A 13,697-nucleotide genomic window follows, 5' to 3' on the forward strand; every position below is an offset into this window, starting at 1 on the left:
CATCCCCGTGCTAGGCTCGATGGTCCAGGGGAGTCATCAGCACAGCAAGAGGAATCCGCACCATGGCGATCTTCAACCAGCCCGCGCCGGTCAAAAAGGACGCGCCCACCAGCGGCCACCAGGCGTTCACCCCCGATCCGCCGCCGTTCCGCGAAACGCCAACGGCCGTCGACACCGCGCCCGCGCCGCGACGCGCCGCCGACACCCAGCCCAAGGAATCGCTGATCGCCTCGGACCTGACCATCGAGGGCAAGATCGAAGGCACCGGCCACGTCCGCATCGCCGGCCGCTTCAAGGGCGACGTCAACGTGCAGGGCGACCTGACCATCGAAGCCGGCGCCAAGCTCACCGGCGGCGTGCGCGCCAAGCGCGTGATCATCGCCGGCGAACTGGAGGGCAACATCGACGGCGCCCAGCGCGTCGAACTGCTCGAAGGCGGCGTGCTGGTCGGCGACGTCAAGGCCGGTGCGCTCACCGTCGCCGCCGGTTCGCGCATGCGTGGCCAGGCGGACTTCGGCTGGGAAGAGAAGAAGCCCGGCGGCGTCAGCAACGGCGCGGCCAGCAACGGCATGGAGCCCCACGCCGCGTCATGAGCACCGTGCGCCCGGGTACCGCGGGCGCGACCCGCACCTGCCCGCATTGCAAGGCCACCATCCTCGAAAGCGCCAGCGTGTGCCCCGCCTGCCGGGGCCACCTGCGCTACGACGAGGCCGCGCTGCAGCGCGAGAAGACGAAAATTTCGCCACTGACGGTGGAAGGCACGCTGACGCCACCGCCGGGCGAAGCCACCTTCGAATATTCGATGGTGCTGTCGATCCGCAACGAAAGCGGCGAGGAAATCACCCGCCAGGTGATCGGCGTCGGCGCGCTGTCTCCCGACGAGCAGCGCACCTTCACCCTGCAGGTGGAAATGACCGAGGCCACCGGCCCGAAGGCCAAGCGGCGGCATTAGCCGCCGCGCGCCCGGTTCGCGTCGGAATCGCACCCCTGCCCCACGTTGCGGGGGCGGCATTCTTGCCAGCGTTTCCCCGGAGGCGGCATTTTCCGGGCCCCCCCGCAGGGCGCCCCGCGAAGGCCCACGGGCCACCGGCTATCATGGGTGGTTTCCCACCGGGTGGCCCGATGACCGATTCGCTGTCACTGCAACGCGATGGGGCCGTGGCCCGGCTGCGGCTGGAGCGGCCGGCCCTGCATAACGCCTTCGACGCCAGCTTGGTCGCCGGACTGACTATCGCGCTCGACGCAGTGGCGGGGGATCCCGAGGTCCGCGTGGTCGTGCTGGAAGCTTCCGGAGCGTCGTTTTCCGCGGGTGCCGACCTGAACTGGATGCGCGGCATGGCATCGGCCGGCGAGGTGGAAAACCGCGATGACGCGCTCGCCCTCGCCCACCTGATGCGCACGCTCGATACCCTGCCCAAGCCCACCATCGCCCGCGTGCATGGCGCGGCGTTCGGCGGCGGCGTGGGCCTGGTCGCCTGCTGCGATATCGCCATCGGTGCCGTCGAAGCGAAATTCGGCCTGACCGAAAGCAAGCTTGGCCTGCTGCCCGCCGTCATCTCGCCGTACGTGATCGCCACGATCGGCGCGCGCCAGGCGCGGCGCTGGTTCGCCACCGCGGAGATCTTCGATGCCGCCGAAGCCCTGCGCATCGGCCTGCTGCACCAGGTGGTGGCAGCCGATGCGCTCGATGCCGCCGTCGACCGGCAGATCGCTTTGCTGCTGAAAGCCGGGCCGGTCGCCGCCGCCAGCGCCAAGGCGCTGGTACGGCGCATTGCTGCCGGCGGTGACGCGGCGGCGGTGGACGCAGCCAATGCCGATCTCATCGCCAGCTTGCGGGTGTCCGCCGAAGGACAGGAAGGTCTCGCGGCGTTCCTCGACAAGCGCAAGCCGGCGTGGTGCGCATGAGCCGCCGCCGATCCCGCCCAGTCCCCGCCCGGGGGAGAGGAAGGCAAGCCTGATGTTCGACAAGATCCTCATCGCCAATCGCGGCGAGATCGCCTGCCGGGTCATCCGCACCGCGCGCAGGCTCGGCATCCGCACCGTCGCGGTGTATTCCGACGCCGACGCCGATGCGCAGCACATGCGCCAGGCGGACGAAGCGTTTCCAATCGGTGGTCCCCGCCCGCAGGATTCCTACCTGCGCGGCGACGCCATCATCCAGGTCGCGCTGGCATGCGGTGCCCAGGCCATCCATCCGGGCTACGGTTTCCTCAGCGAGAACGCCGACTTCGCCGACGCGGTGGTCGCCGCCGGCCTGGTGTTCATCGGCCCGAGCGGGGCGACCATGCGCCGGATGGGCAGCAAGGCCGGTGCCAAGGACCTCATGCAGGCCGCCGGCGTGCCGGTGGTGCCCGGTTACACCGGCGAAGACCAGTCGCCCACGCTGCTGCAGCGCGAAGCCGACCGCATCGGCTATCCGCTGATGATCAAGGCCGCGCACGGCGGCGGCGGCAAGGGCATGCGCATCGTGCGCGAGAGCGCGCAGTTCCTGCCCAACCTGGAAAGCTGCCAGCGCGAAGCCGCCAACGCCTTCGGCCGCGACCGTGTGCTGCTGGAACGCTACATCGAGCAGCCGCGCCACATCGAGATCCAGGTCTTCGGCGACAGCCACGGCCAGGCGATCCATCTCAACGAGCGCGAATGCTCGGCGCAGCGGCGCTACCAGAAGGTGCTCGAGGAGTCGCCCTCGCCGTTCCTCACCCCGGAACTGCGTGCCGCGATGGGCGCCGCCGCCGTGCAGGCCGCGCGCGCGATCGATTACGCCAATGCCGGCACGGTCGAATTCATCGTCGCGCCCGATGGCGGTTTCTACTTCATGGAGATCAATACGCGGCTGCAGGTCGAGCATCCGGTGACCGAGATGGTGACCGGCCTGGACCTGGTCGAGTGGCAGCTGAGGATCGCCGCCGGGCAACCGCTGCCGCTGGCCCAGGACGCGATCGTCCAGCGCGGCCATGCGATCGAAGTGCGGCTGTACGCCGAGGATCCGGAAGCAGGTTTCCTGCCCGGTTCGGGCCGACTCGAGCGCCTGCGCCTGCCCGATACCGGTGCGCACGTGCGCGTCGATTCAGGCGTGGTCGAAGGCGACACCGTGACCATCTTCTACGACCCGATGATCGCCAAGCTCATCGTGTGGGGCGCCGATCGTCGCGGCGCGCTGGCACGCATGCGCGATGCGCTGGCGCACTGCGAGATCGAAGGCCCGAAATCCAACATCGCCTTCCTCGAGCAGCTGCTGCGGCATCCGGTGGTGGTCGACGGCACCATCGACACCGGTTACCTCGACCGGCACCTGGACGAGTTCCTGCCGCAGGCCGGAGTCGACGCCAGCCTGCTGCTCGCCGCCGCCACCGCGCGCCTGCTCTGGCATGAAGCCGACCAGTGCCGGCGCGCGCAGCGCTCCGCCGATCCGACCTCGCCGTGGGCGATCGCCGATGGCTGGCGGCTCGGCCATGCCGGCAAGCGGCCGCTGGCCTTCCTGCATCGCGGACAGCGGCTGGAGCTGGTCGCGCAGGGCGCCGGTGGCACGTATCGCATCAGCCACGAGGGCCGGGTCACCGAGGTGGCCGGCGCGCGCCTGGTCGACGGCGTGCTCAGTGCGTGTTTCGATGGCGAAGGCCGGCGTTGCGTGGTCCGGATCGACCGCACCCGGGTGCAGGTGCACGACGGCGCGCGGCGCCTGCAGCTCACGCCCGTCGGGGTGTATCGTCGCGAGAGCACGTCGCGGGGGGCGGACGACCGCCGCCTGCAGGCGCCGATGCCGGGTCGCGTGGTGCTGGTCAAGGCCCAGGCGGGCGACCAGGTGCGGGCGGGCCAGGAGTTGCTGGTGATGGAGGCGATGAAAATGGAGCTCGCGCTGAAGGCGCCGCGCGATGGCGTGGTCGCCGAGGTGCGCGCGGCCGAAGGCGATTTCGTCGACGCCGATGCGGTCCTGGTGACGCTGGAAGCCTGAGATGGCACGTCCCGGCCAGGTGCGCATCGTCGAAGTCGGGCCGCGCGACGGCCTGCAGAACGAGAAGACCGCGATCTCGACGGCCGACAAGATCGCGCTGATCGACCGGTTGTCGGCAACCGGGTTGCGCACGATCGAAGCCACCAGCTTCGTCAGCCCCAAGTGGGTACCGCAACTGGCCGATGCCGCCGAAGTCTTCGCCGGAATCCAGCGCGCGCCGGGCGTGGCGTATCCGGTGCTGGTGCCCAACGAACAGGGCTACGACCGCGCGCGCGCCGCCGGCGCCAGCGAGGTCGCGGTGTTCACGGCTGCCTCGGAAGCCTTCAACCGCAGGAACATCAACGCCTCGATCGACGAATCGATCGAGCGCTTCCGACCGGTCCTGGAACGCGCCCACCATGATGGCGTGCGCGTGCGCGGCTACGTGTCCACCGTGCTCGGTTGTCCCTACCAGGGGGAGGTGCCGCTCACCGACGTGGTGCACGTGGCCAGGCGCCTGCATGGCCTGGGCTGCTACGAGATCTCGCTCGGCGACACCATCGGCGTCGGCACCCCGGGCAAGGCGCGCGCGATGTTGCGCGCGGTCGCCGACGTGGTGCCGATGCAGGCCTTGGCGGTGCATTTCCACGACACCTACGGACAGGCGTTGTCGAACATCCTCGCCTGCCTGGAGGAAGGCGTCGCGGTCGTCGACGCCTCCGTCTCCGGGACCGGGGGCTGCCCGTATGCCAGGGGCGCGAGCGGCAACGTCGCCTCCGAGGACGTCGTCTACATGCTGCATGGACTCGGCATCGACACCGGCATCGACCTGGCCTCGCTAGCCGATACCGGTCGCTGGCTGGCGCAACTGCTTGGCCGCGCCAACGGCAGCAAGGTCGGCCAGGCGCTGGCGGCGGCATGAACCGCGACACCGGCAATCGCCGCGCGGGGCCCGCGGTCACCGGCATACCCGGCGTGCGCGCCGAGGACGACGTGCATTACCGCGAACTGATGGAACTGGTCGACAAGGGCATCATCGTCCGCGATGCCGCAGGCCACATCATCTATGCCAATGCGGCGGCGATGCGCCTGTTCCAGGTCGATCCGATGCGCACGCTGGACGATGAACTGCGGCCCAGTCGCTGGGAAGTCATCGACGAGAACGCCAACGCGCTACACGAGGACGAGCTCCCCGCGCTGCGCGCGCTGCGCACCGGCAAGGTCGCCGACAGCACCGTACTGGGCTTCTACAACCTCGCCCGGCGCCAGCTCACCTGGTTGTCCGTGACCGCGGTGCCGCAGATCGCGCCCGGCGCCGAGCGCGCGCACCAGGTGCTGTCGCTGTTCAGCGACGTGACCGAACTCAAGCGCGACAGCGCGCTGTTCGATCGCGTGCAGGCACTGGCGCACATCGGCGGCTGGGAATGGGATGCCGCGCGCAACCGCCTGTACCTGAGCAGCGAGTCGGTGCGCATCCTCGGCAGCGTCGATCCGCCGACCACCATGGACGAGATGCAGGCCTGCCTGGTCGAGCCCGACCGCCGGCGCCTGCGCGCGGCGATCGAACACGCGCAGGTCGAAGGCAATGCGTTCGACCTCGAGTTGCAGGGGCGGCGCAGCGATGGCCATGCCTTCTGGGTGCGCGCGATCGCCGAACCCGACCACGGGCAGCCGCTGTCGCAGCGCGTCACGGGAACGCTGCAGGACATCACCCGCCGCAAGCAGGCCGAGGAGACGCTGCGCGTGCAGGCACGCACCGATCCGCTGACCGGGCTGCTCAATCGCGATGCGGTGCTGAGCGAGCTGTCCGAGCGGCTGGGCGATGCTGCGCAGTCGCAGGTGGCAGTGCTCTACATCGACCTGGATCGCTTCAAGGTCGTCAACGACGTGCTCGGCCACGGCGCCGGCGACGAGCTGCTGGTCACCGCGGCACGGCGCATCAGCCACGCGGTCGGCACCGAAGGCCTGATCGCCCGCTTCGGCGGCGACGAATTCCTTGTCACCTGCGGCTTCGGCGACGACCCGCAGCAACCCGAGCGCATCGCCGAGCGCATCCTCGCCGCCTTCGGCGACAGCTTCAAGTTCGAGCACGAGGAATTCAGCATCACCGCCAGCATCGGCATCGCGCGCGCACCCGGCGACGGCGACAGCGCGCACGTGCTGATCCAGAACGCCGATGCCGCGATGTACGACTCCAAGCGCCGCATCCGCAACGGCTGGCAGGCGTTCACGCCGGCACTGGCGCAGACCCAGGCCGAGCGGTTGCGGGTGGAAACCCACCTGCGGCGCGCAACCGACAACAACGAGTTCCACCTCGTCTACCAGCCGCAGGTCGACCTGCGCCACGGCCGCATCGTGGCCGCCGAAGCCTTGATCCGCTGGGAAAACCACCAGCTCGGCGAGATGCGCCCCGACCATTTCATCGGCCACGCCGAAGTCACCGGCGACATCGTGCGCATCGGGACGTGGGTGCTGCGCGAGGCCTGCCGGCAAGTGTGCGAATGGCGCGAATCGGGGCTGGGCATCGTGCGGGTCGCGGTGAATGTTTCCTACCGGCAGTTCCTCGGCGACGACCTGGCGCAGGTCGTGGCCGGCGTGCTGCAGGAATTCGGCCTGCCGGGCACGGCGCTGGAGCTGGAGTTCACCGAGCGCGTGCTGATCGAGGACGCGCCGGACACGATCAAGGCCTTCGCCGACCTGCGCGAGCTGGGCGTGATGTTGACGATCGACGACTTCGGCGAAGGCTACAGCGCGTTGAACTACCTGCGCCGGTTGCCGATCCACGGCCTGAAGCTGTCGCAGCTGTTCGTGCATGGCGCACCGGGCAACAAGTCCGATGTCGCGGTCTGCCAGGCGGTCGCCGGCATCGCGCGCAGCCTCGGCCTGGGCCTGGTCGCCGAGGGCATCGAATCCGAAGCGCAGCGGCAGTTCCTGCTGCAGCTGGGCGTGCCGGTCGGCCAGGGCTTCCTGTTCGCGCCGGGATTGCGCCCAGGCGAATTCGCCCGTCGCCTGGACCAGCCACTGATCCTTGCCGGAGCCTGACGTGACGTTGCGGATACGGCCGATCGAAGCGCGCGACGACGCCGATGTCGCGCTCATCATCCGCACCGTCATGCCGGAATTCGGGGCGGTCGGTAGCGGCTTTGCGATCAGCGACCCCGAGGTCGACTGGATGAGCCGTGCGTATGCGGCGCTGCGCAGTGCCTATTTCGTCGTCGAGGACGATGGCGTGGTCGTCGGCGGCGGCGGCGTGGCGCCGCTGTCCGGCGGCCCCGACGACACCTGCGAGTTGCGCAAGATGTATTTCCTGCCCCTGGCGCGCGGGCGCGGCGCGGGCGCGGCGTTGATGGAGCGCTGCCTGGAGGCGGCGCGCGGATTCGGCTTCCGCCAGTGCTACCTGGAAACGCTCGCGGGCATGGACGCGGCGATGAAACTGTATGACCGCAGCGGGTTCGAGCGCATCGTCGGACCGCTCGGTGCCACCGGGCACGGCGGCTGCAACACCTTCTACCTGCGCGCACTGTAGCCCGCGGCCCGCGCCCGGAGAATTAGCCGATGACCTTGCGTCCGATGGCCTTGCATCCGATGACATCAGTCGTCACCGCCCTGCTCCTGTGCCTGCTGTGCTGGTCGCTTGGCGCCGTCGCCGCAAACGCGGGCGCCACCGATGCAGCGCCTTCCAGTACGTCCTATCTCCTGCTCCCGCAGCGGGTCTGGAACGGCAGCGACCCCGCGTCCCACGACGGCTGGGCGGTGCTGGTGCGCGATGGCGCGATCGTCGCCGTCGGCGCCGCGGACGCCATCGATGCCGCCGACGCGCAACGGATCGAACTGCCGGGCATGACGCTGGTCCCTGGCCTGGTCGACCTGCATTCGCACCTGTTCCTGCATCCCTACAACGAGACCCTGTGGAACGACCAGGTGCTCAAGGAACCGCAGGATTACCGCACCCTCGAAGCCGCGCAGCACGCGCGCGACACGCTGCTGGCCGGCTTCACCACCCTGCGCGACCTCGGCACCGAAGGCGCGGGCTACGCCGATGTGTCGCTCAAGCGCGCGATCCACGAAGGCATGATTCCGGGCCCCCGGCTGTTCGTCGCCACCCGCGCGATCGTCGCCACCGCCAGCTACGGGCCGGGGCCGCACGGCTTCCGCCCGGACCTCGACCTGCCCAGCGGCGCGCAGCCGGTCAGCGGCGTTGACCAGGTGCTGGCGGCGGTGCGCGAACAGGCTGGCCATGGCGCCGACTGGATCAAGGTGTATTCGGATTACCGCGTCGGCGCCGACGGTGGCACCGCGCCGACCTTCACCGAGTCCGAGCTCAAGGCGCTGGTCGAAGCCGCCCATCTGTCGGGACGCCCGGTCGCGGCGCACAGCGCCAGCGATGCCGGCATGCGGATGGCGATCGAAGCCGGCGTCGACAGCATCGAGCATGGCTACGGTGGCAGCACGGCGACGTTCAAGCTGATGCACGACCGCGGCGTGGCCTACCTGCCGACGCTGACCGCGGTCGAGGCCACCGAGGAATATTTCAACCACCACACGCCGGGTGCACCGGCGACGCCGAAGATGCAGGAAGCCGCAGGCGCCTTCCGCACCGCGCGCGCGGCCGGGGTGACGATCGGCTGCGGCAGCGACGTCGGCGTCTTCCGCCATGGCGACAACTGGCGCGAGCCGACCTGGATGGTGCGGCTGGGCATGACCCCGCTCGAGGCGATGCGCGCCTGCACCAGCGTGGCGGCGAGGATCCTCCGGCAGCAGGACCGCTTCGGCCGCATCGCCCCGGGCCTGCGCGCCGACCTGGTGGCCTTCGACGGCGACCCGACGGTGGATATCGGCGCCCTGCAGCACCCGGCGTTCGTGATGAAGGATGGCGTCGTGTACCGGGCGCCGTCGGATGCCCGACCCGCCCTACGGTAAAATCGGGGTTTCGCCTTCGCAGGACTCCCCCATGCAGCTCAATTCCGTCCGCGCGGTCATCACCGGCGGCGTTTCCGGCCTCGGCTTCGCCGTGGCGCGCCACCTGGTCGCCAACGGCGGCAAGGTCGTGTTGTTCGACGTCAACGACGACAAGGGCGCGGCGGCCGTCGCCGAACTTGGCGCAGCCAACGCGCGCTACCTGCGCACCGACGTCACCGACGAGGCCAGCGTCGAGGCCAACATCGACGCGGCGATCGCATTCCTCGGCGGCCTGAACGTCGCGATCAACTGCGCCGGCATCCTCGGCGCCGGCCGCGTGCTGGGCAAGGACGGCGCGATGCCGCTCAAGCAATTCGCCGGCACGGTGATGGTGAATCTCGTCGGCAGCTTCAACGTCGCCAAGACCGCCGCCGAGCGCATGCAGCGCAACGAGGCCGGCGTCGATGGCGAGCGCGGGGTGATCGTCAACACCGCGTCGGTCGCGGCCTACGAAGGCCAGATCGGCCAGGCGGCGTATTCGGCCTCCAAGGGCGGCGTGGTCGGGATGACGCTGCCGATGGCGCGCGAACTCGCCCGCTTCGGCATCCGCGTCATGACCATCGCGCCGGGCATTTTCTGGACGCCGATGGTCGACGGCATGCCCGAGGCGGTGCAGCAGTCGCTGGCCGCCTCGATCCCCTTCCCCTCGCGCCTGGGCAAGCCGGAGGAATACGCGGATCTCGTCGCCTACATCCTCGGCAACACCTATCTCAACGGCGAAACCATCCGCCTCGACGGCGCGACCCGACTGGCGCCGAAGTGAGCATCCCGTCATGAGGCAGAGCTGGCTGCAACGACGCTGGCCGGTGCTGCGCGCCCGCGGCCGGGTGCATTTCGTGCTGGTCTACGGGCTGCTGCTGGTCGGCGGCCTGATGAGCGTAGGCATCGCGCTGTTGCTGCTGCTCGCCGCTCGCCAGCAGCCGCTGCACCTGGGCGCGGTGCTGCCGCTGGTGCCGCTGCTGTGCCTGCCGGCCGGCGCGCTCTGGGGCCTGCTGGCCTGGCACTGGAACGAGTACCTGTTCCGCAAGCTCGGATTCGACCGCGACATTTCTTCCCGATGAACCAACCAGAAGCAGCACGATGAAAGCCTACGACGTCAAGAAAGGAAACGTGGTCGACCACAACGGCACCGTCTACCAGGTGCGCGACATCGAGCGCAGTTCGCCACAGGGGCGCGGCGGCAACGTCAAGTTCCGTTTCACCATGTACTCGGTGCCCGGCGGCAACAAGTTCGACCTCAGCCTCGGCGGTGAGGACGAATTGAAGGAAGTCGAACTCTCGCGCCGGCAGGCGACGTTCTCGTACAAGGACGGCGACGCGTTCGTGTTCCTCGACGACGAGGACTACACGCCCTATACGCTGGATGCGGACGTGGTCGGCGATGGCGCCGGATTCATCGTCGACGGCCTGGCCAACTGCTACGTGCAGATCATCGACGACATGCCGGTCGCCCTGCAGTTGCCGCAGAGCGTGGCCATCGAAGTCGTCGAAACCCCGCCCGAGCTCAAGGGCGGCACCGCGACCAAGCGCCCGAAGCCGGCACGCCTGTCCACGGGCATCGAGATCCAGGTGCCCGAGTACATCGGCAATGGCGAGCGGGTGTGGGTGAACACCACGACCGGGGAATTCGGCGGTCGCGCCGACTGAGCCCATCCGCGGGAGCAGCTACAGCCGCGGGCGTTTCGTCCGCCCGGAAATGGCGAAGGGCTCACGGCTGAAGCCGCTCCTACCGGGAGCCGCTCTTCGTTGGCCGGACGGCCCCTCGTTCAGGCGCATGCCCCGCTCGCCGGGACGCCGCGGAGCTTGTGTGCATCCCAGCCGACCGGTAAGGTCGGCCACTGTTTTGCACGCACGGCCTGGCCGTGCACCGCCTGCAGACTCCTTGGGGGAGAACACGATGCTTTTTTGGCGCGTCAAGCCGCTCGACAAGATCCTGGAGACCGCCGGCAAGAAGGCGCTCACCCGGCAACTGGGTGCGTTCCAGCTGACCATGCTCGGCATCGGTGCCGTGATCGGCACTGGTATCTTCGTGCTCACTGCCGAGGCCGGACAGAAGGCCGGTCCGGCGATGATGGTGTCCTTCGTCATCGCGGCCGTGGTCTGCGCGCTCGCTGCGCTGGCCTACGCCGAACTGGCTTCGATGGTGCCGGTCGCCGGCTCCGCGTACACCTACACCTACGGCGTGCTGGGCGAAGGCCTGGCGTGGATCGTCGGCTGGGCGTTGGTGCTCGAATACGCGGTGGCAGCGGGCGCGGTCGCGGTCGGCTGGTCGGGTTACATGAACGGGCTGCTGTTGCACAGCAACCTGTTCGGACTGGTGGAACCCGGGACACTGGCCTTGCCGATGTCGCTGCGCACCGGTCCCTACGACGGCGGCGTGTTCAACCTGCTTGCGTGCCTGATCTCGCTGGTGGTGACCTGGCTGCTGGTGATCGGCACGTCGAAGTCGGCGAAGGTCAATGCGGTGCTGGTGTCGATCAAGATCGCCGCGCTGGTCGCCTTCATCGTGATCTCGCTGCCCGCGGTCAACAGCGACAACTTCACTCCGTTCTTCCCCACCGGCTGGGGCAGCCCGATGGGCGGCGTGGGCGTGCTCGGCGCCGCGGCGTCGATCTTCTTCGCCTATGTCGGCTTCGACGCGGTCTCCACCGCCTCGGAAGAAACCAAGAACCCCAACCGCAACATCCCGATCGGCCTGATCGGATCGCTGGCGATCTGCACCATCTTCTACCTGCTGGTCGGCTATGGCGCCGTGGGTGCCGCCGGTTCGACGCCGATGGTGGGTGCCGATGGCGTGATCCTGCAGCCGGGCACACCGGAAATGGCCTCGGTCTGCCTGAGCCACGCCGACGCGCTGGTGTGCAGCAAGGAACCGCTGGCGCACGTCATGCGCATGATCGGCTTCGGCAAGGTCGGCAACATGATCGGCCTGGCCGCGGCGCTGGCGTTGCCGTCGGTGGTGCTGATGATGATCTACGGCCAGACCCGCATCTTCTTCACCATGTCGCGCGACGGCCTGCTGCCCGAAGTGCTGTCGCGGGTGCATCCGAAGTACCACACCCCGCACGTGATCACGATCATCACCGGCGTGTTCGTGGCGCTGTTCGGCGCGATGTTCCCGGTGGGAATCCTGGCCGACATCTCCAACTCGGGCACGTTGTTCGCCTTCATCATGGTGGCGATCGGGGTGATGATCCTGCGCAAGCAGCAGCCCAACCGGCATCGCCCGTTCCGCACGCCATTCGTGTGGGTGGTCTGCCCGCTCGCGGTCGCCGGCTGCCTGCTGCTGTTCGTCAACCTGTCGATGTACACGATCAGCCTGTTCTTCGGCTGGGCGATCATCGGCCTGGTGGTCTACATGCTGTACGGCTACAAGCGCAGCGAGCTGGGGCGTGGCCTCAAGGCCGCCAAGGGCGGCGAAGTGCCGCCACCGGAGCCACCGTTCCATGAGGGCCCGCAGGCCTGAGCAATGCCTGCAGCGGTTGACCCGAACGGCGCGATCATCGCGCCGTTCTTTTTTGCAGCGGCTACATGGGCTGCACACATCGCCGGTGATGCCCGACGTCCCGCCCGCCGCATCCACCTCTCCCTTCCCCGCGGGCGGTAAACTGTCGCCATGAGCAATTCAATGCCCAACCAGGCGCGGCAGCTGCCCGCGGTGGCCGCGGAGATCATCGCCAACGTGCGCGAACTCGCCGCGGCGGGCTTGACGCCCGCGACCAGCAGCAACTTCTCCTGCCGCCTGGACGATGCGCAAGCGGCGATCACGGTTTCGGGTCGCGACAAGGGCCGCCTGGCCGAAGCCGACATCATGGTCGTGGACTTCGACGGCAACGCGGTCGGCAGCAACCTGCGTCCGTCCGCCGAAACCCTGCTGCATACCCAGCTGTACCGGCGGTACCCCGAGATCGGCTGCGTGCTGCATACGCATTCGCAGGCGCAGACGATCGCGTCGCGGCTGTATTCCGGCGCCGGCCACGTGCGGCTGGAAGGTTACGAGCTGCTGAAGGCCTTCGCCGGCAACGAAACCCACGATACCCACGTCGACGTGCCGGTGCTGTCCAACACCCAGGACATGCACACGCTGGCCGCGCAGGTCGACGCGCTGCTCGACCGCCAATGCATGTGGGGCTATCTGATCGACGGCCACGGCCTCTACACCTGGGGACGTGACATGGCCGAAGCACGACGCCACCTGGATGCATTCGAATTCCTGCTGCGCTGCGAACTGGAACTGCGGAGGCTGCGATGAGCCGGCTTCGGATCTTCGAGGAGGCGCACCCGGACCAACCGTTGCTGTCGACGGAGGATGCGTCGCGCATCGCGAGCGAGCTGTCGGCGATCGGCGTGGCCTTCGAGCAGTGGCAGGCGACGCAGGCCATCGCGCCGGGGGCGTCGTCCGAGGACGTGATGGCCGCCTATCGCGGCGACATCGACCGGCTGGTCGGCGAACGCGGTTTCCGCTCCGTCGACGTGGTCAGCATCGCGCCCGATCATCCGCAGCGCGACCAGATGCGTGCCAAGTTCCTCGAGGAGCACTTCCACAAGGAAGACGAGGTGCGGTTCTTCGTGGCCGGCTCGGGACTGTTCACCCTGCACGTGGACGACAGGGTGTTCGAGATCCGCTGCGAGCAGGGCGACCTGATCGCGGTGCCCGATTCGACCCATCACTGGTTCGACATGGGGCCGGAACCCTATTTCGTCGCGATCCGCTTCTTCACCGAACCCGATGGCTGGGTGGGACATTTCACCGGCACCGACATCGCGCGCAGGTTTCCGCGCTACGAGCCCGGACAAGCGGGCTGAA

General features: G+C 68.8%; 14 protein-coding genes. All 14 read left to right on the top strand.

Features of this window, described 5'->3' with window-relative positions; genetic code table 11:
- Positions 1-62 precede the first annotated feature (62 nt).
- Complete coding sequence (locus G7B67_RS13625) at positions 63-593, top strand: bactofilin family protein (RefSeq protein ID WP_166208666.1); 531 nt, start codon at positions 63-65, stop codon at positions 591-593.
- Positions 590-952: a hypothetical protein gene (locus G7B67_RS04735; protein WP_166208669.1), complete on the top strand. Its 363-nt coding sequence runs from the start codon at positions 590-592 to the stop codon at positions 950-952. Before G7B67_RS13625 ends, G7B67_RS04735 begins: the two co-directional genes overlap by 4 nt.
- Positions 953-1,122: 170 nt before the next feature.
- Positions 1,123-1,905, top strand: coding sequence for an enoyl-CoA hydratase-related protein (locus tag G7B67_RS04740; protein ID WP_166208672.1), 783 nt, complete (start codon positions 1,123-1,125; stop codon positions 1,903-1,905).
- Positions 1,906-1,957: 52 nt separating this feature from the next.
- Positions 1,958-3,952: an acetyl/propionyl/methylcrotonyl-CoA carboxylase subunit alpha gene (locus G7B67_RS04745; protein ID WP_166208675.1), complete on the top strand. Its 1,995-nt coding sequence runs from the start codon at positions 1,958-1,960 to the stop codon at positions 3,950-3,952.
- Position 3,953: 1 nt separating this feature from the next.
- Positions 3,954-4,853, top strand: coding sequence for a hydroxymethylglutaryl-CoA lyase (locus tag G7B67_RS04750; protein WP_166208678.1), 900 nt, complete (start codon positions 3,954-3,956; stop codon positions 4,851-4,853).
- Positions 4,850-6,973, top strand: a complete 2,124-nt coding sequence (locus tag G7B67_RS04755; protein ID WP_166208681.1) for a putative bifunctional diguanylate cyclase/phosphodiesterase — start codon at positions 4,850-4,852, stop codon at positions 6,971-6,973. Before G7B67_RS04750 ends, G7B67_RS04755 begins: the two co-directional genes overlap by 4 nt.
- A gap of 1 nt (position 6,974) precedes the next feature.
- Complete coding sequence (locus G7B67_RS04760) at positions 6,975-7,457, top strand: GNAT family N-acetyltransferase (protein ID WP_243412250.1); 483 nt, start codon at positions 6,975-6,977, stop codon at positions 7,455-7,457.
- 29 nt (positions 7,458-7,486) lie between these two features.
- Positions 7,487-8,851: a metal-dependent hydrolase family protein gene (locus tag G7B67_RS04765; protein WP_243412251.1), complete on the top strand. Its 1,365-nt coding sequence runs from the start codon at positions 7,487-7,489 to the stop codon at positions 8,849-8,851.
- A 31-nt stretch (positions 8,852-8,882) separates the two neighbouring features.
- Positions 8,883-9,653 (top strand): SDR family NAD(P)-dependent oxidoreductase, encoded by a 771-nt coding sequence (locus tag G7B67_RS04770; protein ID WP_166208684.1) that lies wholly within the window; start codon positions 8,883-8,885, stop codon positions 9,651-9,653.
- 10 nt (positions 9,654-9,663) lie between these two features.
- A complete protein-coding gene (locus G7B67_RS04775; RefSeq protein WP_166208687.1) occupies positions 9,664-9,951 on the top strand; it encodes a hypothetical protein in 288 nt (95 codons plus the stop codon).
- Between the two features lie 19 nt (positions 9,952-9,970).
- On the top strand, positions 9,971-10,537 hold the full coding sequence (gene efpL, locus G7B67_RS04780; protein WP_166208690.1) for an elongation factor P-like protein EfpL: 567 nt from the start codon (positions 9,971-9,973) through the stop codon (positions 10,535-10,537).
- 250 nt (positions 10,538-10,787) lie between these two features.
- Positions 10,788-12,356: an amino acid permease gene (locus G7B67_RS04785; RefSeq protein ID WP_166208693.1), complete on the top strand. Its 1,569-nt coding sequence runs from the start codon at positions 10,788-10,790 to the stop codon at positions 12,354-12,356.
- 150 nt (positions 12,357-12,506) lie between these two features.
- The gene (locus G7B67_RS04790) at positions 12,507-13,142 is read left to right on the top strand and encodes a methylthioribulose 1-phosphate dehydratase (RefSeq protein ID WP_166208696.1); all 636 of its coding nucleotides are present in this window, start codon (positions 12,507-12,509) and stop codon (positions 13,140-13,142) included.
- Complete coding sequence (locus G7B67_RS04795) at positions 13,139-13,696, top strand: 1,2-dihydroxy-3-keto-5-methylthiopentene dioxygenase (protein ID WP_166208699.1); 558 nt, start codon at positions 13,139-13,141, stop codon at positions 13,694-13,696. Before G7B67_RS04790 ends, G7B67_RS04795 begins: the two co-directional genes overlap by 4 nt.
- Position 13,697 lies beyond the last annotated feature (1 nt).

Source organism: Cognatiluteimonas telluris (assembly GCF_011320095.1).
Lineage (GTDB): Bacteria > Pseudomonadota > Gammaproteobacteria > Xanthomonadales > Xanthomonadaceae > Cognatiluteimonas > Cognatiluteimonas telluris.

What these genes read in the sequence shown, in the direction of transcription:
- G7B67_RS13625 (WP_166208666.1), top strand. Translation starts at nt 63, where the DNA reads ATGGCGATCTTCAACCAGCCCGCGCCGGTCAAAAAGGACGCGCCCACC.
- G7B67_RS04735 (WP_166208669.1), top strand. Translation starts at nt 590, where the DNA reads ATGAGCACCGTGCGCCCGGGTACCGCGGGCGCGACCCGCACCTGCCCG.
- G7B67_RS04740 (WP_166208672.1), top strand. Translation starts at nt 1,123, where the DNA reads ATGACCGATTCGCTGTCACTGCAACGCGATGGGGCCGTGGCCCGGCTG.
- G7B67_RS04745 (WP_166208675.1), top strand. Translation starts at nt 1,958, where the DNA reads ATGTTCGACAAGATCCTCATCGCCAATCGCGGCGAGATCGCCTGCCGG.
- G7B67_RS04750 (WP_166208678.1), top strand. Translation starts at nt 3,954, where the DNA reads ATGGCACGTCCCGGCCAGGTGCGCATCGTCGAAGTCGGGCCGCGCGAC.
- G7B67_RS04755 (WP_166208681.1), top strand. Translation starts at nt 4,850, where the DNA reads ATGAACCGCGACACCGGCAATCGCCGCGCGGGGCCCGCGGTCACCGGC.
- G7B67_RS04765 (WP_243412251.1), top strand. Translation starts at nt 7,487, where the DNA reads ATGACCTTGCGTCCGATGGCCTTGCATCCGATGACATCAGTCGTCACC.
- G7B67_RS04770 (WP_166208684.1), top strand. Translation starts at nt 8,883, where the DNA reads ATGCAGCTCAATTCCGTCCGCGCGGTCATCACCGGCGGCGTTTCCGGC.
- G7B67_RS04775 (WP_166208687.1), top strand. Translation starts at nt 9,664, where the DNA reads ATGAGGCAGAGCTGGCTGCAACGACGCTGGCCGGTGCTGCGCGCCCGC.
- efpL (WP_166208690.1), top strand. Translation starts at nt 9,971, where the DNA reads ATGAAAGCCTACGACGTCAAGAAAGGAAACGTGGTCGACCACAACGGC.
- G7B67_RS04785 (WP_166208693.1), top strand. Translation starts at nt 10,788, where the DNA reads ATGCTTTTTTGGCGCGTCAAGCCGCTCGACAAGATCCTGGAGACCGCC.
- G7B67_RS04790 (WP_166208696.1), top strand. Translation starts at nt 12,507, where the DNA reads ATGAGCAATTCAATGCCCAACCAGGCGCGGCAGCTGCCCGCGGTGGCC.
- G7B67_RS04795 (WP_166208699.1), top strand. Translation starts at nt 13,139, where the DNA reads ATGAGCCGGCTTCGGATCTTCGAGGAGGCGCACCCGGACCAACCGTTG.